The organism is Panacagrimonas perspica, from assembly GCF_004364935.1.
In the GTDB taxonomy this organism is placed as follows: domain Bacteria; phylum Pseudomonadota; class Gammaproteobacteria; order Nevskiales; family Nevskiaceae; genus Panacagrimonas; species Panacagrimonas perspica.
Map to the genome: position 1 here is coordinate 1,803,248 of NZ_SOBT01000008.1, position 23,240 is coordinate 1,826,487.

Genomic DNA, 23,240 nt, shown 5'->3' on the forward strand with positions numbered 1-23,240 from the left:
GTGCGCCCAAGCGCACCGTTTCTCTCTGTGTTCTCGTCGCGGAAAGGTGCGCGGAGCGCACCCTACATATTTGCGTAGTTGGGGCCGCCGGAGCCTTCGGGCGCCACCCAGGTGATGTTCTGAGCCGGATCCTTGATGTCGCAGGTCTTGCAGTGCACGCAGTTCTGCGCGTTGATCTGGAAGCGCTTGGCGTCGCCCTCGCCCACCACTTCGTACACACCCGCCGGGCAGTAACGCTGCGCCGGCTCGTCGTACAGCGGCAGGTTCTTCGCGATCGGAATGCTCGGGTCCGTCAGCTTGAGATGGACCGGCTGATCTTCCGCGTGATTGGTGCTGCTGATGAAGACCGACGACAGCTTGTCGAAGCTCAGCTTTCCGTCCGGCTTCGGGTACGCGATTTTCGGAGACTCCGACGCCTTCTTCAACGTCAGGTGGTCGGGCTTGAGATCGTGGACCGTCCACGGCGCCTTGCCGCGGAACCAGTTCTGTTCGATGTAATTGATGCCGCCACCGACGATGGCGCCGAACTTGTGCAGCCAGACGCCGAAATTGCGGCTCTCGTACAGCTCCTGCCACAGCCAGCTTTCCTTGAACTTCACCGGGAACGCGGCCAGTTCGTCGCCACCTTCCGAGCCGGCGAACAGCGCCTCGGCCGCGGCTTCGGCCGCGATCATGCCGGACTTCATCGCGGTGTGGCTGCCCTTGATCTTGGCGAAGTTCATCGTGCCCAGATCGCAGCCGATCAGCGCGCCGCCAGGGAAGATGCTCTTGGGCAGCGAGTTGAAGCCGCCCTTGCAGATCGCGCGGGCGCCGTAGCTGATGCGCGTTCCGCCTTCGAGATACTGCTTGATCGTGGGGTGGTGCTTGAAGCGCTGGAATTCATCGAACGGCGACAGGTGCGGGTTCGAGTACGACAGGTCGACGATCAGGCCGACGAGCACCTGGTTGTCCTCGAAGTGGTACAGGAACGAACCACCCGGGTTGGCGTTGTTCAGCGGCCATCCCGCACCGTGGACCACGAGGCCCGGCTTGTGCTTGGCCGGATCGATCGTCCAGATTTCCTTGAGGCCGATCGCGTAGTGCTGCGGGTCCGCCTTCTCGGCGAGGTTGTAGCGTTCGATCAGGCGCTTGCCCAGATGCCCGCGGCAGCCTTCGGCGAACAGCGTGTACTTGGCGCGCAGTTCCATGCCGGGCGTGAAGTCGCCTTCGCGCGGCGTGCCGTCATGGCCGATGCCCATGTCGCCGACCTGGATGCCGCGCACGATGTTCTGATCGTCGATCAGCACTTCCTGCGCCGCGAAGCCCGGGTAGATCTCCACGCCCAGGGCCTCGGCCTGCTGGCCCAGCCAGCGGCACAGGTTGCCCAGCGAGATGATGTAGTTGCCCTCGTTGTGCATCGTGGCCGGCACGAAGAGATTGGGCATCTTGACCGCGGACGTCTCGCTGAGGAAAAAGTAGACGTCGTCGCCAATGACGGGGACGTTCAGCGGAGCGCCCTTCTCTTTCCAGTCCGGAAAGAGTTCGGTCAGGGCGCGCGGCTCGAAGACGGCGCCGGAAAGGATGTGCGCGCCGATCTCGGAGCCTTTTTCCACCAGGCAGACGCTGATTTCCTTGCCCGTCTCGGCGGCTTTCTGCTTGAGACGGCACGCAGCAGCCAGGCCGGCGGGTCCACCGCCGACGATGACCACGTCGTACTCCATTACGTCGCGTTCGATCTGCATCTTGGGCTTGCCTGGATGAGAATTGGATAATTAGTATTGAACCATACTACTTTGCGCAGCGCGTCATTTTAATCCTCGCGAACGGCCGAAGCGACCGACCGCCGCGCCGATCGGCTACGTCGGTTCCGGCATTTCGCTGCGCAGCTTCGCCGAGTAGCGGGCCCGCTCCGCCAGAATCATGCTGACACTGCGCGCGCGCATCTCGGAAAGATCGCAGGGACCGTCGATCGACAGGTCGAGGTGCCGCAACAGCCCGTCGCCGAGTCGATAGATCCAGCCATGCACGCTCAGCTCCTGGCCGCGCGCCCAGGCGTCGAGCACCGCGGCGCTCGAGCACACGTTGAGCGCCTGCTCGAGGACGTTCAATTCGCCGAGCAGCGATTCCTTGCGCCGGTCGGTGGGCTCGGCGTCGATCAGGTGCTGATGCAGGCCATGGACGTCGCGCACGTGACCGAGCCAGTAATCGACCACGCCCGAGGACCGCGAGCGGTCGAGCGCCGCATGCACGCCGCCGCAGCCGTAGTGGCCCACGACCATGATGTGCCGCACCTTGAGCCGGTCCACCGCGAACTGGATGACCGACTGGCAGTTGATGTCGGAGTGCGCGACCACGTTGGCCACGTTGCGGTGAACGAAGATCTCGCCCGGCAGCATGCCGATGATCTCGTTGGCCGGTACGCGCGAATCCGAGCACCCGATCCACAGGAAATCCGGCTTCTGCAGCTTCTCCAGCCGCTTGAAGAAATCGGGATCGCGCTCGCCCATCTTCCGCGCCCAATCACGGTTGTTTTCCAGCAGTTTCTGCAGGTCTTCCATGCTCAGATCTGTCCTGCGCCCCAAAGTACGCCGGCCGCCGCCATGCCGGCCACCGCGTCGTCGATCATGATCCCCAGGCCGCCGTGAACGTGGCGGTCGAGCAGCCGGATCGGCCAGGGCTTGAGAATGTCGAACAACCGGAACAATGCGAAAGCAGCCAGCAGACCGATCGCCAGATGCCAGGTCGGCCCCTGCAGGCCGGGCAGCAGCGGAATGCAGGCGATCAGGAAGCCCACGATTTCGTCGAATACGAAGCCCGGGTAGTCGTGCACCTGCAGAAGACGCGAACTCGCCCCGCAGACCCAGCAGCCGAATACGAACAGCAGCGCCGTGACGGCGGTGTAGACCGGCCAGGGCAGCCAGAACAGCGCGAAGAAGAACGGGATGCCCACCAGCGTGCCGAACGTGCCGGGGGCCACGGGCGCGAGCCCCGCACCGAACCCGAACGCGATGAAATGCTCCGGTGTGCTCAGCACGAGGCGCGCCGGGGGCGGCGGAATGTCTCGTTTGCCTGGCTTCACTCGAAGTGCCGGTAACCGTGAGGCGGGACCGCAATGGTAGCGCCTGAGGCGTCCACGAAGCGCAGTCCGGGCACAGGCGACAGGCAGCCGATGACGGTCAGCGGGACGTCGAGGCCGGCCCTGGCACCCGCGAGATGGCCGGGTGGCAGGCAGACGCAGAGCTCGTAGTCGTCCCCGCCCTGGACCTGCAGCGCCAGCCGGGACGTGTCGACGTCACCGACTCTCTGGAGGAACTCCGGCGACGCGGGGAGCTGCGAGGCGTCGATATCGGCACCCACCCCACTCGCACGAAGGATGTGGGACAGATCCCCCGCGAGGCCGTCGGACAGGTCGATGGCGGCGCTCGCCAGGCCTCGCAGCCGCAATCCGGCTGCAACGCGTGGCTCGGGGCGATCCAAACGTCCGCGCAACGACTCGCCGGCATTCGCCCCCAGCTTCAGCGCCAGTGCCGCATCCCCGAGCGTGCCGGTGACGCACACGAGGTCCCCCGCGCGTCCAAGATCCCGGCGTAGCGCCTTCGCGAAAGGCACCTGCCCCATCGCGGTCACCGTGATGCTCGATGGCCCGCGCGTGGTATCGCCGCCTACCAGCGCGACGCGATGCCGATCGGCCAGATCACGCAGTCCTCGCACGAACTCGGCCAGCCAGCTCTCATCGGCCTTGCCGAGCGTGAGCGCCAGCGTGAACCAGCGCGGCTCGGCGCCCATCGCAGCCAGATCCGACAGATTCACCGCCAGCGATTTCCAGCCGATGTCGTAGGGCGCGGTGTCCAGCGGGAAGTGGCGACCCGCCACCAGTGTGTCGGTGGTGACGACCAGTTCCTGCCCCGCATCGAGCGTGAGCAAGGCAGCGTCGTCGCCGATGCCGATGCGCACACCCTCGGCCGACGACGTCAGCGCAGCGAAGTACCGCTGGATGAGCTGGAATTCGTCCATCCGGACTCCGCTGCGTCCTTCGAGAGGCCGGCACGATTGCGCCGGCAAGCCTGGTCTCAGCCGCCCATCTCGGCGCTGCGCGAACTGCGCGCGAGCTTGTCGAGCACACCGTTGACGAACTTGTAGCCGTCCTCGGCTCCGAACATCTTGGCGAGGTTGACCGACTCGTTGACCACGACCTTCCACGGCACTTCGGGCTTGCTCGCCATCTCGTAGGCGCCGAGCAGCAGGATCGCGTGTTCGACCGGATCCAGCTGATTCAGGGGACGATCGAGGTGCGGCACCAGCGACATCGTGAGCGCCACCGCGTCGGCGACCGTCCCCTTGAGCAGTTCCTCGAAGTAGACGGGATCGGCGCGACCGAGTCCTTCTTCCTGATCGCGGAACTGCTTGAGCAGCGTCTCGGGCTGCGTCTCGTTGACCAGCCACTGGTACAGCGCCTGGACCGTCAGGCGGCGCGACAGCCCGCGCCGGCTGATCGGAGGCGCTTCACCGGTCACGAGGCGACCTCCGCAGGCACGCGAATCTCTCGTCCGTAGCTCACGAGGCCGCCGTGATCAGTCGGATCATGTCGAGCGCGGCACTCACGGCCTCGTACCCTTTGTTGTCGTCGCCGGGGCCGCAGCGCTCGGTCGCCTGCTGCGGTGTATTGACCGTGAGCACGCCGAACGCCACCGGCTTCCCCGCACGCAGTTGCACATCCATCAAGCCGCGAGCGCATTCGCCGGCGACGTATTCGAAGTGCGGCGTGTCGCCGCGGATCACCGCGCCCAGCGCGATGACCGCATCGAACTTTCCGCCGGTGATCAACGCTTGCGCCGCCAGCGGCAGTTCGTAGGCGCCGGGCGCATGAAACTCGGCGATGTGCGCTTCGCGCACGCCCCAGACTTTCAGCGCGCGATGCGCACCCGCCAGCAGGGCGTCGATGATCTCGACGTTCCAGCGCGTGGCAAGAAGCGCGACACGCGTCGCGCTGAATTCACCCGCCGCGGGCGCGGCGGGAGCAGCAAATCCTGATTTGACGTCAGACATGAAGGCTCAATCGCAGGGAACGTATTCGACCACTTCGAGGCCGAAGCCGGAAATGCCGTGCAGACGCTTGGGCGCCGACAGCACGCGCATGCGGCGCACACCCAGATCGAAAAGAATCTGCGCGCCGATGCCGTAGGTGCGCAGCACCTTCGGATCCGACGGATTCTCTTCCTGGAAAACGGGCTGCGAGCGGTTGAGGTTGATGATCTGCTGCACCAGTTCGCGCGACGCTTCTGACTTGCGCAGCACGACGATCACACCTGCGCCCTCTTCCGCGACGCGTTTCATCGCGCGCTTGAGCGGCCAGCCGAAGTGCTCGGACTCGGCACCGATCATGTCGGCGAGCGTGTTCCGCAGATGCACGCGCACGAGCGTGGGCTTGTTCGGATCGACCTGACCTTTCACCAGCGCGAGGTGCACGGTGCTGTCCACCGCGTCCTGATAGGTGAGCAGATGGAAGTCGCCGTACTCGGTGGTGATCTTGGTCTCGGCAACGCGCTCGATACTGTGTTCGTTGTCGAGGCGGTAGCGGATCAGGTCGGCGATCGTGCCGATCTTCAGTCCGTGCTCCGTCGCGAACTTCTGCAGATCGGGACGTCGCGCCATCGTGCCGTCCTCGTTGAGGATCTCGACGATGACCGACGCGGGCTCGAGGCCCGCGAGCCTCGCCAGATCACAGCCCGCCTCGGTGTGACCCGCGCGGGCCAGAACACCGCCCGGCTGCGCGCTCAGCGGAAAGATGTGGCCGGGCTGCACCAGGTCGGTGGGCCTCGCCTCGGGCTTCACCGCTGCGCGGATCGTGTGTGCACGATCGAACGCGGAGATGCCGGTGGTGACGCCCTCTGCGGCTTCGATCGAAACCGTGAAGGCGGTTTTGTGCACGTCACCTTCCTGCGCGACCATCGGTGGGAGCCGCAGCTGGCGGCAGCGCTCGGCGGTCAGGGTCAGGCAGATCAGGCCACGGCCGTAACGCGCCATGAAGTTGATGTCTTCGGGGCGAACCAGGCTCGCCGCCATGATCAGATCGCCTTCGTTCTCGCGATCTTCGTCGTCCATCATCACCACCATCTTGCCGGCCTTGATGTCGGCGACGATGTCGGAGATGTAGTCGAGGCCCTTGCGGCCTTCCTCAGTGCTCTTGGAAATGCTGGTGACCTTGCTCATGGTGTCTCGCGTGCCTGCAGCAGGCGTTCGAGGTAGCGCGCGATGAGGTCGACCTCGAGGTTTACCGCATCGCCAGATTGAAGATCGCCCAGGGTCGTCTGACCCAGGGTGTGGGGGATGATGTTAACGCCAAAGCGCTGGGCCTCGACGTCATTCACCGTCAGGCTGATGCCGTCGATCGTGATGGAGCCCTTCCGCGCGATGTATTTGGCCAGATCGACCGGCACCTCGAACTGCATGCGCCACGACCGGGCTTCTTCGTATCGCTCGACCAGACGGCCGATGCCGTCCACGTGCCCCGACACCAGATGCCCGCCCAACGGCTTGTGCGGCGTCAGGGCCTTTTCGAGGTTCACGCGGCGCCCGGCGCTCCAATAGCCGCTGCTGGTTGCCTGCAGTGTCTCGACCGACAGATCGGCCGTGAAGCCCTTTTCGGTTTTTTCGCGAACGGTCAGGCAGATGCCGCTGACCGCAACGCTGTCGCCCAGTGCGACCCCGGCGAGATAGCCGTCATCCGATTCGATCAGCATGCGGACGTCCCCGCCACGCGGCTCGACCGCCACGATACGGCCCTGTGATTCGATGATGCCCGTGAACATGCCTAGCGAGCTCCGGTGACGGGAATGGCGGTGATTCGCAGGTCCGGACCGACCTGGCGCACATCGACGAACTTCAACTGGACACGCTGATCGAGTCGATCGAGACCGGGCATCTGCGCAAGACTGCGCGCGGCATCGCCCAGCAATGTCGGCGCGAGATAGCAGATCAGTTCGTCCACCAGATTGTCCTGCAGGAAGGCACCGGCCAGGCCGGCGCCGCACTCCACGAGCACGTGGTTGACCTCACGACGTGCCAGTTCCCGAAGTGCTGGTTCCAGTGCGATTCGGCCGGTCGAGGTCAGCGGAACCACGATCCGTTCGACGCCTTCGGCTTCCGTGGCCGACGTTCCCGAAATACGAAAGCGGCGCGCGCCATCGCGCGCCCAAACCCTCGCCGAGTTGCCGACACGCGCCGTCGAGTCCAGCACGATGCGATCGGGCTGGCGTGTGCCGCCAACAAAGTCGCGCACGGTCATTCTCGGATCGTCGGCCAACACGGTGCCTGCTCCGCTGAGCACAGCGCCCGCATCGGCGCGCAGGCGATGCACGTCGGCGCGCGCCGCTTCGCCGGTGATCCATTGAGATTCCCCGTTCGCCATCGCCGTGCGCGCGTCGAGGCTTGCGGCGAGCTTGAGCGTCACGAAAGGTCGCCCACGCTCCATGCGTGAAACGAATCCACGGTTCAGTTCGCGCGCCGGCCCTTCCAGCAAGCCCACGTCGACCTCGATCCCGGCTGCCTTCAGGCAGTCGAGCCCCTGGCCTGCGACGCGCGGATTCGGATCGCGCATCGCCGCCCAAACTTTTCTGACGCCCGCGGCGACCAGCGCGTCGGCGCAGGGCGGCGTGCGTCCATGGTGAGAGCAGGGCTCGAGCGTCACGAACAGATCCGCGCCGCGCGCCTTCGCGCCCGCGGCACGCAGGGCGTGGATCTCGGCGTGCGGTTCACCGGCAATTTCGTGGCAGCCTTCGCCGACGATGGCGCCGTCGCGAACGACGACACAGCCCACCCGCGGATTGGGAAAGGTCGTGAAACGGCCGCGCTCCGCGAGCTGCAGCGCGCGCGCCATGAATTCCACGGGATCCCGCGAATTCATCTCGACTTCGGCTTGCGCGGCGCTGCTTCAGCCGGCGGCGTCGCGCCGGACTCGCCGGCGCTGATCAGCGACATCTGGCTGCGCCGCTGCTCGGCAGTAGGCAGATGCTGCAGGCGCTCGATCTCCTCGCGGAATGCATTGAGATCCTCAAAGCTCAGATAGATCGATGCGAATCGCACGTACGCGACGTGATCGAGATCCCGCAGTTCTTCCATGACCCATTCGCCGACCTGGCGCGAAGGCACTTCGCGTTCGCCGCTCTGGCGCAGTTTGCGCATCACGCTTTCGACCGCATGGTCGACCGCGTCGGGAGATACGGGACGCTTGTAGAGCGCACTCTCGAAGCCGCGACGCAGTTTTTCTTCCTCGAACGGCTCGGGACTGCCGCCGCGCTTGATGATGTTGGGAATGGTGAGTTGCGCGCGCTCGAAGGTCGTGAAGCGCCCCTTGCACTCCGCGCACTCGCGCCTGCGCCGGACCTGCGTCCCCTCTTCGGCGAGACGCGAGTCGATGACGCGCGTATCGGTCGCGCTGCAGAAGGGGCACTGCATCAGGAATTCACCTCAGGCCGCGCGACGGTCCTTGCCGTACACCGGGAAGCGCGCGCAGAGCTTCTCGACTTCGCCGCGGACGCGGCCGATCACGCCCTCGACGTCGCCGGCGGCCGACATCGCATCGACGATCTCGACGATCCAGCCCGCGACCTGCGCCATCTCCGGCTCGCCGAAACCACGCGTGGTGGAAGCCGGCGATCCGAGACGCAGACCCGAGGTCACGAAAGGCGACTTCGGATCGTTCGGAACGGAGTTCTTGTTCACCGTGATGTGGGCGCGGCCCAGCGCGGCCTCGGCGTCCTTGCCAGTGACGTTCTTCGCGATCAGGTCGAGCAGGAACAAATGGTCGTCGGTACCGCCGGAGACGACCTTGTGCCCGCGTTCGATGAACACCTTGGCCATCGCGCGTGCGTTGAGCACGACCTGCTTCTGGTAGGTCTTGAAGCTCGGATCGAGCGCTTCCTTGAACGCCACGGCCTTGGCGGCGACGACGTGCATCAGCGGACCGCCCTGGATGCCCGGGAACACGGCCGAGTTGAGCTTCTTGTTGAAGTCCTCGCTCTGGCCCTTGGACAGGATGATGCCGCCACGTGGCCCACGCAGCGTCTTGTGCGTGGTCGAGGTCACGACGTGCGCATGCGGGAGCGGGCTCGGGTACTCGCCCGCTGCCACCAGACCCGCGACATGCGCCATGTCGACCCAGAACAGCGCGCCGACCTTGTCCGCGATCTCGCGCATCCGCTTCCAGTCCTTGACGCGCGAATACGCGGAGAAGCCGCCGATCAGCATCTTCGGCTTGGTCTCGAGCGCGATGCGCTCCATCTCGTCGTAGTTGATCAGCCCGGTCACCGGGTCCAGACCGTACGGCACGATCTTGTGGTGACGGCCGGAGAAGTTGGCGGCGTTGCCATGCGTCAGGTGACCGCCCTGCGCCAGGTTCATGCCCATCACGGTGTCGCCGGGCGCCACCAGGCTCAGGAAGATTGCGGCGTTGGCCTGGGCACCCGAATGCGGCTGCACGTTGGCGAAGTCGCAGTCGAACAGCTTCTTCACGCGGTCGATGGCGAGCTGCTCGGCGACGTCGACGTGTTCGCAACCACCGTAGTAGCGCTTGCCGGGATACCCCTCGGCGTACTTGTTCGTCAGCGACGAGCCCTGCGCTTCCATGACGGCCGGGCTGCAGTAGTTCTCGGAGGCGATCAATTCGATATGCGCTTCCTGGCGCGCATTCTCGGCGGCGATGGTCGCGGCGAGCTCAGGATCGGACTGGGTCAGGCTGGGGGCGTTGGTCCACATGGGCGTGCGATGAGGTCGAGCAGAAGCGAAAAAGGGGGCGTTGTCGGCTAGGCGCGATCACCGGGGATCCCGCGCCTCACCCGATATGGGGGATCGAGCGCGTTGCTCAATCCACCACTTCAAGCATCAGGTCCAGCGCCTTGCGCGCGGGGTCGGCGATGTTCTGCGGTACGCGAATCTGGTTGACGATCTGGCCGGCGACGAGGTTGTCGAGCACCCAGGCCAGATGCTGCGGATCGGTGCGGAACATCGTGGAGCACATGCAGACGGTCGGGCTCATGAACTGCACCTGCACGCCCTTGGGCTTCATCTCGTCGGCGAGGCGGTTCACCAGGTTCAGCTCGGTGCCGACCAGCCAGTGATCGCCCGGCTGGCTGGCGCGCACGGTTCGCAGGATGTATTCGGTGCTGCCGACGAAGTCCGACTTCTCGCAGACTTCCATCGCGTTCTCCGGATGGCTGATGACCTTGCCTTTCGGATTGGCCTTGCGGAAGTTGTCGATGTGCGCCGGCTGGAACATCTGGTGGACCGAGCAGAAGCCTTTCCACAGGATGATCTTCGCATTGCGGATCTGGTCTTCGGTCAAGCCCCCACGCGGCTTCATGAAGTCCCAGGTGACCATCTGGTCGAGCGGGATGCCCATCCTGTAGCCGGTGTTGCGTCCGAGATGCTGGTCGGGGAAGAACAGGACCTTCTCGCGTCGCGCGAACGACCACTGCAGCACGGCCTTGGCATTCGAACTGGTGCAGACGATGCCGCCGTGGTTGCCGCAGAAAGCCTTCAGATCGGCCGCGGAATTGATGTACGTGACCGGCGTGACGGTCTGATCCGGGTCGATGACCTGGGAGATCTCCTCCCAGCACTTGCGCACCTTCACCAGGTTGGCCATGTCGGCCATCGAGCAACCCGCGGCAAGGTCCGGCAGGATCACCTTGCGCTCGCCGAAGGTGAGGATGTCCGCCACCTCGGCCATGAAGTGCACGCCGCAGAACACGATGAATTCGGCATCCGAATTTGCGGCCTGCTGCGAGAGCTTGAGCGAGTCGCCGGAATAGTCGGCGTGCTTGAAGACTTCGTCGCGCTGGTAATGGTGACCCAGAATGGCCAGTCGCTTGCCGAGGATGGCCTTGGCGGCAATGATCCGGGCATCGCAGCTCGAATCGTCGAGCAGGCTGAACTGGTCAAGCTTTAGAACGGCGGCCACAGCGTTTTCCAGTGTTCGGCGGGGGCGCAGTTTAGCCCATCAGGCCACCCTTCTCGCGGCATTTCCCATCGTCGCGCGCTGCTCGCGCTCGCACCGGCCCACGTGCTCCCCTACACTACGCGGCCCTTCGGTCGGTCGCAGGCCGGAGATATGCAGTTTTCTACTGATTTTCTGGAGATTTTTCATGGCGCAAGGTTTTGTAGTGAATGCAGAACCGCGCGACGAGCAGGGCACCGGTGCGAGCCGCCGCCTGCGTCGCACGGGCAGACTTCCGGCAATCGTCTATGGCGGCAACAAGCCCCCGCAGGCACTGTCGGTCAACCACAACGAGCTGTGGAAGGGCCTCAAGCAGGAAGCCTTCTATTCGAAGATCCTGACGCTCAACGTCGGCAGCGAGTCCGAGCAGGTCGTCCTCAAGGATCTGCACCGTCACCCGGTTCGCGACGAGGTCATGCACATGGACCTGCAGCGCGTGCTGGCCGACGTGGCCATCCGCATGCGCATTCCCCTTCATTTCAAGGGTGAGGCTCTGGCCCCCGGCGTGAAGACCGGCGGCGGCATCTTCGAGCACCTCGCCAACGAAGTGGAAATCGAGTGCTTGCCCAAGTTCCTGCCGGAATTCATCGAAGTCGATGTGTCGGCCATGGAAGTGAATGACGCCATCCACCTGTCGCAGCTGACGATTCCGGAAGGCGTGACGCTGGTGGAACTCAAGCACGAAAACGACCAGGCAGTCGTCGCCGTCCACCTGCCGCGTGCAGCCAAGGAAGAGGACGAAGCCCCGGCGGCCGACGCCGCGACCGCGGCCGTCCCTGCCAGCGCCCAGAAGGCGCCGGAAGCGGGCAAGGGCGAGCCGGCCAAGGACGCGAAGAAGGACGACAAGAAGAAGTAAGCGGACGGACGGCCTGAAGGGCACTCTCGGCAGAAACGCCGGGAAAATCGCCCTCGCCGCCTGACTGCGTGTCGAGTCGGTACGATCACCCGCCCGTTCGGAATCACGAACGGGCGGGTTTTTTATTGGGCGAACTCTTCATAACGACATGGTGGAATCCAGAGTCATCGGCCTGATCGGCCTCGGCAACCCGGGATCCGAGTACGCACGTACCCGCCACAACGCCGGTTTCTGGCTGGCCGATCGTTTCGTCGATCGCCACCGCGGCAGCTTTCGGCCCGAATCGAAGTTTTTCGGGGAACTGGCCCGCGTGAAGGTGGCTGGAACGGATGTTCTGGTCCTGAAACCTTCCACTTACATGAATCGCAGTGGCCAGGCGGTCTCCGCGCTGGCGCAGTTCTACAAGCTACCCGTGGATGACCTGCTGGTGGCGCACGACGAGCTGGATCTGCCGGTCGGAACGGTGCGGCTCAAGCTCGCCGGGGGACATGGCGGGCACAACGGCCTTCGCGACATCCACAAGCCCTTGGGAGATGGTTACCGGCGTCTGCGTATCGGGGTTGGCCATCCAGGGGAACGGCACCTCGTGATGCCCTATCTCACCGAGCAGCGACCGTCGAAGGTCGACGAGGCGGCACTGATGGCCGGGATCGAAAGGTCGATCGACGCGCTGGAGCTCTGGCTGGGCTCCGGTTGGGACAAGGCGGTCCAGGCGTTGCACACACCCGGTACCTGAGTTCCTTTCCTACAGCGTCGGATACGGATTCGTCGCCGGACCGTCCGAGCTCGCACCGGTCACCGGATCCAGCCCCTCGACCGTTGCCCGGACCGTGATCAACCCCTGGGCCGTCGCGACCTCGTACACCTGCGCCTTGCCCAGCTCGACCCCGAGCGTCGGCGCAACCAGCCGACGCGGCTCGGCGCCCTCGAGGCGGAAGAATTCCAGTTCGAGCAGCGCCATCTTCTTACCGGCCCCGGGAAAGCGGGTGACCCGCTGATTCACGAGCAAGGGCGGCGAACGGCGGCCCATGTCGACCTGGGTGGTCGCGGACTGCCCTTCCGGCACGGTCTGCTCCGGTGCGCCCATATGGATGCGGTTACGTGCCACTTCGAGCCGCACGTGATACGCCGCGTACCCGGCGATCGAGGCGTCTTCGGGCGCATTGGCCAAACCAGGTACCGAAACGAGCGAATACAGCGCAATGGCGGCGATAATAGGAGCGGAACGGCGCATGGCGGGGTCTGTCGGTTTCGGCGAAGGCCGCGGAGTGTTGCGATGCAACATGAACACCCGATGACCTGATGCCCGTTCACCCTTACTTTTCTGGAACACCGAGGCGCGATCACACGTGGGAATCAAATGCGGCATCGTCGGCTTGCCCAATGTCGGCAAGTCCACCCTTTTCAATGCCTTGACCAAGGCCGGCATCGCCGCGGAGAACTATCCCTTCTGCACGATCGATCCGAACGTCGGCATCGTGCCGGTTCCCGATCCCCGCCTAGCCGCATTGGCCGAGATCGTGAAGCCGCAGAGGATCCTCCCCACGACCGTGGAATTCGTCGACATCGCCGGTCTGGTCGCGGGCGCAAGCAAAGGCGAAGGCCTGGGCAACCAGTTCCTCGCGCACATCCGCGAGACCGACGCGATCACCCACGTCACGCGCTGCTTCGCCAACGACGACATCATCCACGTCGCAGGCGGCGTCGACCCGATCCGCGACATCGAAATCATCAACACCGAGCTGGCCCTGGCCGATCTCGACGGCGTCACCAAGGCCTGCGACCGGGCGGCGAAGGTGGCCAAGACGGGTGACAAGACCGCCATTGCCAAGCATGACTTCTACAAGCGTGTCCTGGAAACGCTGGACCAGGGTCGCCCGGCGCGAGCCATGGCCATCGAAGGCGACGAGCGTCTCTGGATGCGCGAACTGCAACTGATCACGGCCAAGCCCGCGCTGTACATCGCCAACGTCGACGAGAAGGCGCTGCGTGAAGGTAACGAGTACCTGCGCGCCGTCGAGGCCTACGCGAAAGCCGAGAACGCCCTCGTCGTCCCGGTATGCGCCGCGATCGAAGCCGAGATCGCCCAGCTCGACGAGGCCGACAAGGCCGACTTCCTGCGTGACCTCGGGCTGGAGGAGCCGGGCCTGAATCGCGTCATTCGAGGCGCCTACGCGCTGCTCGGCCTGCAGACTTACTTCACGGCCGGTGTGCAGGAAGTCCGTGCCTGGACGGTCAAGGCCGGCGCCACCGCCCCGCAGGCAGCGGGCGTGATCCACACCGATTTCGAACGTGGCTTCATCCGCGCCGAGGTCATCGGCTACGACGACTACGTCCGGTATCGCGGTGAAGCCGGAGCCAAGGAAGCAGGGCGCTGGCGGCTCGAAGGCAAGGAATACGGGGTGCACGAAGGGGATGTCATGCACTTCCGGTTCAACGTCTAGAGATCGTTCGGACCAAGGCCGGTGTGATCCCGGCAGGCACACCACGCGGCTTGTGCAGCTCCCAGCACCCGTGTGGTTTTCTCTGGCCAACGAGTCGCTTACGGCTTAATGTCTGATCTGATTCCGCATTCGGATCATCGCGAGCGCCCGGAGGGCTCGGAGGACGGACGATAACCTTGCAAGCGCCTCGAACCGCAGGCCCTCACCGGCCCGTCACGACCGTTCAATCTTTCCTTGCTCTCGCAATGACCTCGCCGACTGACTCTCCTCGCTCCGCTCCGAATCGAGCCTTGTGGTTTTCACTTGGCGTTCTGCTGAGTGTTCTGACTGCGGTGGCATACCAGGCGGTGCTCTACGTACAAAAGGGTCATCCCTCTTTGCCGCAGATCGCCAAAGGCTTCAGCATCGCCGCGGTGGAGGACTCGATCAACGAGGCCTGGGTTCTCGAAGGCGCCCCGAAACTCACCAGCACACAGTTCTTTCGCTCGACAGATGGAAAAGTGTCGGCGGGAATCTGGGAAGCCACAGGACCGTCGAAATTCGAGTGGCATTACGGAACGGATGAAACCGTGCTGGTGCTCGAGGGCGGTGCCAAGCTCACGCACGACGGAGAGACCACCGATATCGGGGCTGGCAACAGCGTGTTTTTTCGCGCCGGTGAAGTCGTCATCTGGGAGGTGCCGCATCGGATAAGGAAGACGTGGGTCCTCCACGAACCGGGCCGTGTCGCCAGAAGGCTCCGCTCCGTGATCGGCGACTGACGTGGCCACTACGCAACCACTCTCCCGGCCGGTGATCGGCGTAGACCTGGTTGACGTTGCTGCAATTTCGGAATCGATTCGGCTTCACGGAGACGCCTATCTTCATCGTGTCTACACCGAAGGCGAGCTCGAGTACGCGAGGGAAAGCAGCTCCGAACTGATGCGCCGGCTTGCAGCGCGATTCGCTGCAAAGGAGGCGACCCTCAAGATTCTTCGGCCCAAAGGGAATTGGCTCGACTGGCGCCTGATCGAGGTGATGCGCTCGGCGCACGGCCATTGCGAACTTCTTCTCCACGGAGAAGCGGCACGCTTGTCGCAGGAGCAGGGAATCGCCTCTCTTTCCGTTAGTCTTTCGCACGAGAACCACATGGCGATCGCCGCGGTCGTCGGCCTTCAAGTGCTGAGCGCGATCACCGACGCCGCAGCGGGCAATGACAACGTACCAAGTACAAGGTGAGACGATGGAAGATCAGATTAGAAATATTCTCAAGGAACATGGCCGGCTGGCGTCCGATGCGGCAACGCTCGCGGACAACGCAGATCTCTATCAGGCAGGCATGACTTCGCATTCGAGCGTGAACGTCATGCTCGCGCTCGAAGCCGAATTCGATGTCGAGTTTCCGGATCGGATGCTCAAGCGTGCCGTGTTCGGAAGCGTTGCTTCCATCCGCGCGGCAATCGAAGAACTGACGGCAGCCTGAGGAACCCCATGCCCCCTGCCCCGCAGACGTCTACGCGGCTCGATGCCGCTCATCGAATCGGCCGCGAGATCGCCGCCGTTCATGCCGGCGACGTCGACAAGAACGCCCGGTTTCCAAGGGAGTCGATCGCGGCCCTGAGAGATGAAAAGCTTCTCTCGGCGCTGGTCCCGGTCGAACTGGGTGGCATGGGCATGGGAATGATGGAACTGTCGACCATCTGCACCGCACTCGGACAGTACTGCTCGGCGACGGCCATGGTTTTCGCCATGCATCAGATCCAGGTGGCCTGCCTCGTGCGACATGCGCTGTCGTCTTCCGATCTGCGCGCTTATCTGCAATCCGTTGCTTCGGAGCAACGGCTCATCGCGTCCGTCACCTCCGAAGTAGGCGTCGGTGGCGATACTCGCAGCAGTATCTGCGCGATCGAACAGACGCAGGACCGTTTCGTGCTGGCCAAGGATGCAACCACGATCTCCTACGGAGAGCATGCGCAAGACCTGCTCGTGACCTGCCGACGGCATCCCGCCGCCGCGAGCGGCGATCAAGTGATGGTTCTGTTGAAGCAGGGAGATTTCCAGCTGGAGCGCACTTCGTCGTGGGACACCCTCGGAATGCGCGGTACCTGCAGTCCTGGCTTCAAGCTCACGTCGAGCGGTCACGTCAGTCAGATCGTGCCCGGAGACTATGGCGCCATGTCCAGCCAGACGATGGTCCCGTTCTCTCACGTGCTTTGGGCCAGTCTGTGGCTGGGCATCGCCATCGACGCAGTAGCACGTACCGGAAGCTTCGTACGCGCCCAGGCGCGCGCCAAGCCTGGCGTTGTTCCACCCGCTGCGCTGAGGCTCGCAGAGGTTTCGAACATGCTGCAGGTCCTCCGGATCAGCACGCACGACGTCGCCGATGAATGCGAGCGTCTGATGTCCTCGAGCGAAGGGAACGAAGCCATGCTGGCCATCGGCTTCTCGTTGAAGATGAACAACGTCAAGATCTACGCCTCGGAGCAAACCGTTGCCATCATTCAGGCCGCACTTCAGATATGCGGCATCGTCGGGTACAAGAACGACACCAAATACAGCCTCGGCCGTCACCTGAGGGATGCGTTCTCCGCTTCTCTGATGGTCAGCAACGACCGCATCTACGCGAAGAATGCGTCGATGCTGCTGGTGCACAAGGATCCCTAGCTTCAGGGCTCTACGAACAAGCAACTGGAATACGTCGATGACCGTGGCAATGACCTACGACTCGAAAGCGCTCTATGACGAGCTTGTCGCCAACAAGCTCATCATCCCGACCAGCGTGAAGGGTGTATTCGGGCGAGGCGCCGTATTCGAAGACGTGCTCTTTCATCTGAACTCGAAAATTTCGCGGATCGCCGAGAACGATGGTGCGGAAGTCATGCTGTTTCCGCCGACGCTGGACCGGAAGGTCTTCGAGAAAAGTGGTTACCTGAAGTCGTTTCCTCATCTGGCCGGTGTTGTGTTCAGCTTTTGCGGCAGCGAGGCGCAACACCAGGATTTGGTTTGCTGTCTCGCTGAGGGCAAACCCTGGGCCCACACCCAGACCATGACCGATGTCGTTCTCACTCCCGCTGCCTGCTATCCGGTCTATCCCTCGTTCACCGGCACCGCGCCCGAACAAGGGCGGCTGGTGGATATGCAGAACTGGGTTTTCCGCCACGAGCCTTCATCGGAACCCACCCGGATGCAGGCATTCCGCATCCGCGAATTCGTGCGGGTAGGAACGCCGCAGATGGTGGTGGAATGGCGCGACATGTGGCTTGCAAGGGGCATCCAGCTGCTGAGGGACCTCGGTCTGCCGGCAGAATCGGATGTCGCCGCGGATCCCTTTTTCGGACGTGGTGGACGGATGCTGGCAGCCAACCAGAAAGCGGCGAGCCTCAAGTTCGAGGTTCTCGTGCCCATCATCTCCAAAGAAAACCCTACGGCGTGCTGCTCGTTCAACTATCACGAGGATCATTTCGGCTCCAGCTTCGACATCAGGACGGCGGACGGGGCGGTCGCACACACCGCCTGCCTGGGCTTCGGGCTCGAGCGAATCTGCATGGGTCTGTTCAAGCATCACGGCTGCGATCCGCTGACTTGGCCCAACGACATTCGTGATCTGCTTTGGGGCTAGGTCGTGCCACGAGTAAAGGTCTACCCGATCCAAGCGGCCGACTACCGGCCGAACGCGTTGCACGGCGATGGCGTCGCCTGGGTGGAGAAGAATTGCTACGTCGACGTGTGGATCGAGGCGATTCATGCGAATGGGCAAGATCCTCTCGCGATGCTTCCGTTCGTATTCCGGGTCGACTTCGAAGGCGACCAGTGGACATTTTTCAAGCCTCCGCACGAGGACATCACGTCGCTCTACGGAATGGAAGTCGAAGAGCTCAATTGCTGGCGTTCGCTGATCCTGCACGCGGGCCATCACCTCGGGCGCGGAAATCTCGTCTTCACCGAAGCTGACGCGTTCTTCCTGCCCGACACGCAGTCGACCGACTATCGGAACACCCATACCAAGTCCACCATCGTCATCAACGACCTCGATGTGGATGCCCGTCACCTGGGCTACTTTCACAACGCGGGCTATTACGAATTGTCCGGAGAAGATTTCGCGCGGACGTTCCAGCTGGACAGCCCGTCAGACCCCGCCTTCATGCCGTTCTACGCCGAGTTCGTGCGCCTCGACCGAGTTCGCCGCCTGCCTGCCAACGAGCTTGTCGCGATCTCTCTGGGACTTTTGCGAAAGCATCTCGGACGACTGCCGGCGGTCAATCCGATCGCCCGCTTTGCCGAGCAGTTCGCTTCCGATGTCCGTTGGCTGCAACAGCAGCCCATCGCGACGTATCACGGCTATGCCTTTGCGTTGATTCGCCAGCTCGGAGCCGCGTTCGAGCTGGGTGCGCAGTATCTGCGCTGGCTCTCGGTCAACGGTGAACAGGATCTGGATGCCGTCGAGCAGCACTGCCTGGGAATTTCCAATGGTGCGAAGGCGCTCATCCTGAAGACCGCTCGCTCCGTCAACTCGAAAAAAGAAGCGGACTTCGGTCCACTGCTTGGCGACATGGCGGCCCATTGGGACGCAGCCACCCGGATCTTGAGAACGCGGTACGCCAGTTGATCACCTGGCCCAAAGGCGTAGGCGGCGCTCACGTTGCTGTCGAGCTGGCGCGCGATTGGCAGTACACGTCGACGCCGCCAGGCGCGGCCCTCGAACCGGACGAACTGGACGGCGCTGTCGTCAATTGGATCCCCGCGCAGGTACCGGGTACCGCCGCGGGAGCGCTGCGAGCGGCAAAACAATGGTCTTTCGATCACCAAACGCGGGACTTCGATGCCGAAGACGGCTGGTGGCGGGTCCAATTCGATAACGATCCCGAGCCGTCGTCCTCGCTCTGGCTGCGCTTCGAGGGACTGACCACGCCGTCCGAGGTCTGGCTCAACGGCACGAAGATTCTCGAAAGCCGCAACCAGTTCGTGGCGCACGAGGTGAATGTCACCGCACAGCTCGTGGCCGGCTCCAACGTGCTTCATCTGCGCTGCGGAGCACTGAACACGGCCTTGAAGGCCAAACGGGCGCGCCCCCGCTGGAAGACCCGCCTGGTCGCCAGTCAGCAATTGCGCTGGCACCGCGCCTGCCTGCTGGGACGAATCCCGGGATGGTCTCCGCCAGTGGCCGCCACCGGCCCCTGGCGCGCCATCCAGCTGATCTCGCGCCGCAGGCTTCGCGTCACGTCGGCTCATCTTCAGTCGAGTACCGATGGGCACGTCGGCACGATCACGGCGCGGATCACGCTGGGGTCTGAAGGAGAGCTGACCGTTCTGGGAGCTCGACTGCATGTCGGCGATTGCAGCGCGCCGATGGCGCTCGCCCCGCATGAATCGAGTCAGGACGTCGAGCTGACCGCCACTGTCACGCTTCCCGACGTCGTGCTGTGGTGGCCGCACACCCACGGCGAGCAGGCGCTGTATCAGGTGCGTGTTTCCGTCGATTGCGGCACCCAGATCATCGAACTGGACTGGGATCGAACGGGATTTCGTACCGTCGCGATCGACCGGGAGAACGATGGCTTCGCGCTGCGGATCAACGGCGTGCCGATATTCTGCCGCGGCGCTTGCTGGACTCCGCTGGATGTCGTGACGCTCGCCGGCGATGACGCCGAACTGTTGCGGACACTCGATCAGTTCCGCGAAGCAGGATTCAATCTGCTGCGCATCGGCGGCACGATGGTTTATGAGTCGCAGGCGTTCTACTCGGCATGTGCCGAGCGCGGCATCATGGTGTGGCAGGACTTCTGCTTCGCCAACATGGACTACCCCTTCGAGGACGCGGCTTTCCGCGAAAGCGTCCGCGAGGAAGCGCATCAGTTCCTGTCGCGCACCCAACTCAATCCGGCGCTGGCGGTCCTTTGCGGAAATAGCGAGATCGAGCAGCAGGTCGCCATGCTGGGGCAAGGGGCGGACTTGTGGCGCAATCCGATGTTCGACGACCTTCTGCCCTCGATCGGCCACGAACTTCGCCCCGATCTGCCTTACGTGACGTCCAGCCCCACCGGTGGTGCGTTACCGTTCCAGATCGACAAGGGCCTGTCCCATTACTACGGCGTCGGCGCTTACATGCGTCCACTCGAAGATGCGAGACGGGCGGGGGTGCGTTTCACGTCCGAATGCCTCGCGTTTGCGAACGTGCCGGAACCCGAGACTCTGGAGTCCTTCCTGGGCGACGGGCAGGTATCTGCGCAGCATCCACGCTGGAAGACCCGTGTACCGCGCGATTCGGGTGCCGGCTGGGATTTCGACGACGTACGCGATCACTATCTTTCCCGAGTGTTCGGAGTCGACCCCACGCGCCTGCGGTACGCCGACGTGGAGCGCTATCTCTATCTCTCGCGTCTGGCCAGCAGCGAAGCAATGTCGCAGGCGATGAACGAGTGGCGACGGACGGGATCGGCTTGCAGCGGCGCGCTGGTGTGGTTCTGGCGTGACCTCTGGCCGGGTGCAGGTTGGGGACTGATCGACAGCCGCGGCGTGCCCAAAGCGCCCTATTACGCGCTCAAGCGCGCCTGCTCCGCGGTGTGCCTGTCATTGATCGACGAAGGACTCAACGGTCTCGACTTGCACGCGACCAATGATCGTCCGGATGCGATGGACGTCCGCCTCACGCTATCGCTGTACCAGTACGGCGAGGTCCTGGTTGCCGAAGGATCGCAACTCGCGACGCTGCCAGCCCGTGGCGGCCTGCGTGTCGGCGGTGATCAACTCATCGGCCGGTTCACGGATCTCACGCATAGCTACCGGTTCGGTCCGCCGGGGCACGATGTCGTCGTCGCAACACTCTCTGCGGCTTCCACCGACGAGATTCTCGGCCGCGCGTTCCACGTGCCCGACATGGGCGCCCTCGATCGCATCGGGGATCCGGCCCTCTCGGCGTCGGCGGTACCCACCCGCGACGGCGGCTACGTCGTCAGCCTCGAGAGCCGGAAATTTGCGTACGGCGTGTGGCTCGAAGCCCGCGGCTATGCCGCGAGCGACAACTATTTTTCACTCGCGCCTGGACATCGGCACGACGTCATCCTGACACCGCGCGGCGCCTCCGCCCGCTTCCAGGCATGGGTTCACAGCGTCAATGGGCGCACGCCGGTTCGTGTACTCGTGGACGCGCCCTTGCCGGCCGATCGCACCGGCATGCCCTCCGCCTCGTGAGCGACTTCGTCGCCCCTTCACTCGGCAGCATCGACGCGCCTCGCGCGATACCGTTCTACTTCGGCCCCGAAGGCAGAAAATGCTTCGGCTGGCTGCATCGGCCTGCTTCGGACAAGGCCACGAACCTGGGGGTCGTTCTTTGCAATCCCCTTGGCTACGACGTGATGTGTGCGCATCGCAGCTATCGGTACATCGCCACGCGACTCGCGGCAGAAGGCATCGCGACCGTCCGGTTCGACTATCCGTCCGGCGGAGATTCGCCCGGCAACGTCGATGATCCGGATCGGGTTGCCGCCTGGATCTCGAGCATTCGGGACGCCTGTTCGGAGATCAAGCGTCATGCCGGCGTAACCCGACTCGTACTTTTCGGTCTCCGGGCCGGAGGAACTCTGGCCGCGGAAGCCGCGCGCGGCATTCCAGACCTCGTCGGTTTCGCGGCGTGGTCTCCGTTCGTCTCCGGCACGCTGCTGATTCGGGAATTGAGAGCACTCGCGGGGATGACCTCCCAGGCGGAAGGAGGAACGAGCTCGATCATTCGCGCCGACGGCGGACTCCATGTCGCCGGCTTCGCGCTGAGCCTGCAGACCGTCGACGATCTGCAAAAGATCTCACTCACGAAGCTCGCGGAACCGCCGGCTTCGTGCTGCTTGCTCATGGCACGCGATGACTTGCCCAGCGATTCGCGATTGTCCAAGCATTGGTCGGCTGTCGGTAGCCGCGTCCTCAGCGTCACGGTACCGGGCTACGCGCAGATGATGCGCGATGCATTTGAATCCAGCCTCCCGCTGGAAGCGGTCGAAACGCTGACGGACTGGGTCAAGAATCTGAGAACGCCCTTCGAGACCCATGTCGAGGTCACCGACCTTGCGAATCAGCGTGCAAGGGTGCCGGCGGCTCCGGGAGTGCTCGAGCAGGCCGAATGGTTCGGGCCTGGACTCGAACTTTCCGGCATCAGCAGCCGCCCCGAATCGGGAACGCCGAAAAGAACGGCCATCCTGTTCGGAACCGTAGGCGCCAATCATCGAATCGGCTCCAATCGCCTCCACGTCGAGATTGGCCGCGACCTGGCGAGGCTCGGATATCTGTCCTTGCGCATGGACATCGGAGGCACCGGAGACAGCGGACAAGTCTGCGAGCGCGAACGTTTCTGGGAGTACAAGCGCGACACGCATCTCGACATCGTCGAGGGCGTCGAATGGTTGTTGCGGCAACCCCGCGTCGAGGCGGTCGTGCTTTGGGGCATCTGCTCCGGAGCCTATATGTGCTACCACGCAGCGCTCGCGAGCGAATCCGTTTCCGGGGCTCTGCTGTTCAATCTCCAGTTATTCCGCTGGCGCGAGCAGGAAGTAAAGGAAAATCTGGCACGTGGCCGCGTGAAATCCTTCGCTTTCTACGCAAGAAAGGCGGTGGAGATTCCGACATGGCGCAGATTTCTCGCGGGCTCCATCGACGTGCGGAGCATCGCGGGAGGAATAGCCGCGCGTGCGACCAAACGCATCAAGGTCGGTCTACACCAGATGGTCTTCGGCTCATCGGGTGCTGGCTTGCCTCGACATCAGATTGCTCAGCTTTCGAAACGGGGCTGCCGTCTGAGCTTCGTATGCACTCCCGAGGACACGGGTCTTCACGAGATACGGATTCATCTGGGCGCGAACGCCAGTCTCGTTTCTCATTTGCCTGGCGTCGAATACGTAGAAGTCGGCCAGGACACCGGAGCAGACCATACATTCACCGCAGCGGCCGCGCAGCACTGGGTAAAATCCTGGACGCAGGCCCAGATATTGAAATACTTTTCCTGAGC

24 protein-coding genes are annotated in these 23,240 nt (G+C 63.7%); 11 read left to right on the forward strand and 13 right to left on the reverse strand.

Annotation, left to right across the window (positions count from 1 at the left end; all coding sequences use genetic code 11):
- Positions 1-62 precede the first annotated feature (62 nt).
- The 12 genes from DFR24_RS08185 to nadA all read right to left on the reverse strand — a co-directional run bounded on the left by DFR24_RS08185 (position 63) and on the right by nadA (position 10,936).
- Positions 63-1,715, reverse strand: coding sequence for an electron transfer flavoprotein-ubiquinone oxidoreductase (locus tag DFR24_RS08185; protein WP_133881525.1), 1,653 nt, complete (start codon positions 1,713-1,715; stop codon positions 63-65).
- A gap of 120 nt (positions 1,716-1,835) precedes the next feature.
- Entirely contained in the window at positions 1,836-2,537 is a 702-nt protein-coding gene (locus DFR24_RS08190) for a carbonic anhydrase (protein WP_133880789.1), read from the reverse strand.
- Between the two features lie 2 nt (positions 2,538-2,539).
- Complete coding sequence (locus DFR24_RS08195) at positions 2,540-3,013, reverse strand: phosphatidylglycerophosphatase A family protein (RefSeq protein ID WP_246051556.1); 474 nt, start codon at positions 3,011-3,013, stop codon at positions 2,540-2,542.
- Between the two features lie 41 nt (positions 3,014-3,054).
- Positions 3,055-3,993, reverse strand: a complete 939-nt coding sequence (gene thiL / locus DFR24_RS08200) for a thiamine-phosphate kinase (protein ID WP_133880790.1) — start codon at positions 3,991-3,993, stop codon at positions 3,055-3,057.
- Positions 3,994-4,049: 56 nt separating this feature from the next.
- Positions 4,050-4,493 (reverse strand): transcription antitermination factor NusB, encoded by a 444-nt coding sequence (gene nusB / locus DFR24_RS08205; protein ID WP_133880791.1) that lies wholly within the window; start codon positions 4,491-4,493, stop codon positions 4,050-4,052.
- A 40-nt stretch (positions 4,494-4,533) separates the two neighbouring features.
- On the reverse strand, positions 4,534-5,025 hold the full coding sequence (ribH, locus tag DFR24_RS08210) for a 6,7-dimethyl-8-ribityllumazine synthase (protein ID WP_133880792.1): 492 nt from the start codon (positions 5,023-5,025) through the stop codon (positions 4,534-4,536).
- Between the two features lie 6 nt (positions 5,026-5,031).
- Positions 5,032-6,189 (reverse strand): bifunctional 3,4-dihydroxy-2-butanone-4-phosphate synthase/GTP cyclohydrolase II, encoded by a 1,158-nt coding sequence (ribBA, locus tag DFR24_RS08215; RefSeq protein ID WP_133880793.1) that lies wholly within the window; start codon positions 6,187-6,189, stop codon positions 5,032-5,034.
- Complete coding sequence (locus tag DFR24_RS08220) at positions 6,186-6,788, reverse strand: riboflavin synthase (protein ID WP_133880794.1); 603 nt, start codon at positions 6,786-6,788, stop codon at positions 6,186-6,188. The genes ribBA and DFR24_RS08220 overlap by 4 nt, the downstream gene beginning before the upstream one ends.
- 2 nt (positions 6,789-6,790) lie before the next feature.
- The gene (ribD, locus tag DFR24_RS08225; protein WP_133880795.1) at positions 6,791-7,882 is read right to left on the reverse strand and encodes a bifunctional diaminohydroxyphosphoribosylaminopyrimidine deaminase/5-amino-6-(5-phosphoribosylamino)uracil reductase RibD; all 1,092 of its coding nucleotides are present in this window, start codon (positions 7,880-7,882) and stop codon (positions 6,791-6,793) included.
- On the reverse strand, positions 7,879-8,433 hold the full coding sequence (gene nrdR / locus DFR24_RS08230) for a transcriptional regulator NrdR (protein WP_133880796.1): 555 nt from the start codon (positions 8,431-8,433) through the stop codon (positions 7,879-7,881). The genes ribD and nrdR overlap by 4 nt, the downstream gene beginning before the upstream one ends.
- A gap of 12 nt (positions 8,434-8,445) precedes the next feature.
- Complete coding sequence (gene glyA / locus DFR24_RS08235) at positions 8,446-9,732, reverse strand: serine hydroxymethyltransferase (RefSeq protein WP_133880797.1); 1,287 nt, start codon at positions 9,730-9,732, stop codon at positions 8,446-8,448.
- A 106-nt stretch (positions 9,733-9,838) separates the two neighbouring features.
- Entirely contained in the window at positions 9,839-10,936 is a 1,098-nt protein-coding gene (nadA, locus tag DFR24_RS08240; RefSeq protein ID WP_133880798.1) for a quinolinate synthase NadA, read from the reverse strand.
- 184 nt (positions 10,937-11,120) lie between these two features.
- Between nadA and DFR24_RS08245 the strand changes: the two genes are divergently transcribed.
- Together DFR24_RS08245 and pth are read left to right on the forward strand one after the other, a co-directional pair.
- Positions 11,121-11,828: a 50S ribosomal protein L25/general stress protein Ctc gene (locus DFR24_RS08245; protein WP_133880799.1), complete on the forward strand. Its 708-nt coding sequence runs from the start codon at positions 11,121-11,123 to the stop codon at positions 11,826-11,828.
- A gap of 148 nt (positions 11,829-11,976) precedes the next feature.
- On the forward strand, positions 11,977-12,564 hold the full coding sequence (gene pth, locus DFR24_RS08250) for an aminoacyl-tRNA hydrolase (RefSeq protein ID WP_133880800.1): 588 nt from the start codon (positions 11,977-11,979) through the stop codon (positions 12,562-12,564).
- Positions 12,565-12,573: 9 nt separating this feature from the next.
- On the opposite strand, the gene DFR24_RS08255 is transcribed toward pth, so the two are convergent.
- Entirely contained in the window at positions 12,574-13,212 is a 639-nt protein-coding gene (locus tag DFR24_RS08255) for a hypothetical protein (RefSeq protein ID WP_133880801.1), read from the reverse strand.
- On the opposite strand from DFR24_RS08255, the gene ychF reads away from it, so the two are divergent.
- The 9 genes from ychF to DFR24_RS08300 all read left to right on the forward strand — a co-directional run bounded on the left by ychF (position 13,178) and on the right by DFR24_RS08300 (position 23,238).
- Positions 13,178-14,272, forward strand: a complete 1,095-nt coding sequence (gene ychF, locus DFR24_RS08260; RefSeq protein ID WP_133880802.1) for a redox-regulated ATPase YchF — start codon at positions 13,178-13,180, stop codon at positions 14,270-14,272. The two genes, DFR24_RS08255 and ychF, sit on opposite strands and share 35 nt — an antisense overlap.
- A gap of 290 nt (positions 14,273-14,562) precedes the next feature.
- Complete coding sequence (locus DFR24_RS08265; protein WP_162851105.1) at positions 14,563-15,033, forward strand: cupin domain-containing protein; 471 nt, start codon at positions 14,563-14,565, stop codon at positions 15,031-15,033.
- 1 nt (position 15,034) lies between these two features.
- Positions 15,035-15,490 (forward strand): holo-ACP synthase, encoded by a 456-nt coding sequence (gene acpS / locus DFR24_RS08270; protein ID WP_133880804.1) that lies wholly within the window; start codon positions 15,035-15,037, stop codon positions 15,488-15,490.
- Positions 15,491-15,494: 4 nt separating this feature from the next.
- Positions 15,495-15,734 (forward strand): acyl carrier protein, encoded by a 240-nt coding sequence (locus tag DFR24_RS08275; protein WP_133880805.1) that lies wholly within the window; start codon positions 15,495-15,497, stop codon positions 15,732-15,734.
- Between the two features lie 8 nt (positions 15,735-15,742).
- Complete coding sequence (locus DFR24_RS08280; protein ID WP_133880806.1) at positions 15,743-16,915, forward strand: acyl-CoA dehydrogenase family protein; 1,173 nt, start codon at positions 15,743-15,745, stop codon at positions 16,913-16,915.
- Positions 16,916-16,952: 37 nt separating this feature from the next.
- On the forward strand, positions 16,953-17,870 hold the full coding sequence (locus DFR24_RS08285) for an amino acid--[acyl-carrier-protein] ligase (protein WP_210772277.1): 918 nt from the start codon (positions 16,953-16,955) through the stop codon (positions 17,868-17,870).
- A 3-nt stretch (positions 17,871-17,873) separates the two neighbouring features.
- Entirely contained in the window at positions 17,874-18,857 is a 984-nt protein-coding gene (locus DFR24_RS08290) for a DUF1839 family protein (RefSeq protein WP_133880807.1), read from the forward strand.
- Positions 18,854-21,439, forward strand: coding sequence for a glycoside hydrolase family 2 protein (locus tag DFR24_RS08295; RefSeq protein ID WP_136249359.1), 2,586 nt, complete (start codon positions 18,854-18,856; stop codon positions 21,437-21,439). Before DFR24_RS08290 ends, DFR24_RS08295 begins: the two co-directional genes overlap by 4 nt.
- Complete coding sequence (locus DFR24_RS08300; protein ID WP_162851106.1) at positions 21,436-23,238, forward strand: serine aminopeptidase domain-containing protein; 1,803 nt, start codon at positions 21,436-21,438, stop codon at positions 23,236-23,238. Before DFR24_RS08295 ends, DFR24_RS08300 begins: the two co-directional genes overlap by 4 nt.
- The last annotated feature ends 2 nt before the right edge of the window (positions 23,239-23,240 follow it).

Excerpts from the sequence above, each read along its gene's own strand:
- ribD (WP_133880795.1), bottom strand. The coding sequence starts at position 7,882 with ATGAATTCGCGGGATCCCGTGGAATTCATGGCGCGCGCGCTGCAGCTC.
- DFR24_RS08245 (WP_133880799.1), top strand. The coding sequence starts at position 11,121 with ATGGCGCAAGGTTTTGTAGTGAATGCAGAACCGCGCGACGAGCAGGGC.
- nrdR (WP_133880796.1), bottom strand. The coding sequence starts at position 8,433 with ATGCAGTGCCCCTTCTGCAGCGCGACCGATACGCGCGTCATCGACTCG.
- DFR24_RS08280 (WP_133880806.1), top strand. The coding sequence starts at position 15,743 with ATGCCCCCTGCCCCGCAGACGTCTACGCGGCTCGATGCCGCTCATCGA.
- DFR24_RS08285 (WP_210772277.1), top strand. The coding sequence starts at position 16,953 with ATGACCGTGGCAATGACCTACGACTCGAAAGCGCTCTATGACGAGCTT.
- DFR24_RS08275 (WP_133880805.1), top strand. The coding sequence starts at position 15,495 with ATGGAAGATCAGATTAGAAATATTCTCAAGGAACATGGCCGGCTGGCG.
- DFR24_RS08190 (WP_133880789.1), bottom strand. The coding sequence starts at position 2,537 with ATGGAAGACCTGCAGAAACTGCTGGAAAACAACCGTGATTGGGCGCGG.
- pth (WP_133880800.1), top strand. The coding sequence starts at position 11,977 with ATGGTGGAATCCAGAGTCATCGGCCTGATCGGCCTCGGCAACCCGGGA.
- ribBA (WP_133880793.1), bottom strand. The coding sequence starts at position 6,189 with ATGAGCAAGGTCACCAGCATTTCCAAGAGCACTGAGGAAGGCCGCAAG.
- glyA (WP_133880797.1), bottom strand. The coding sequence starts at position 9,732 with ATGTGGACCAACGCCCCCAGCCTGACCCAGTCCGATCCTGAGCTCGCC.
- ribH (WP_133880792.1), bottom strand. The coding sequence starts at position 5,025 with ATGTCTGACGTCAAATCAGGATTTGCTGCTCCCGCCGCGCCCGCGGCG.
- thiL (WP_133880790.1), bottom strand. The coding sequence starts at position 3,993 with ATGGACGAATTCCAGCTCATCCAGCGGTACTTCGCTGCGCTGACGTCG.
- DFR24_RS08220 (WP_133880794.1), bottom strand. The coding sequence starts at position 6,788 with ATGTTCACGGGCATCATCGAATCACAGGGCCGTATCGTGGCGGTCGAG.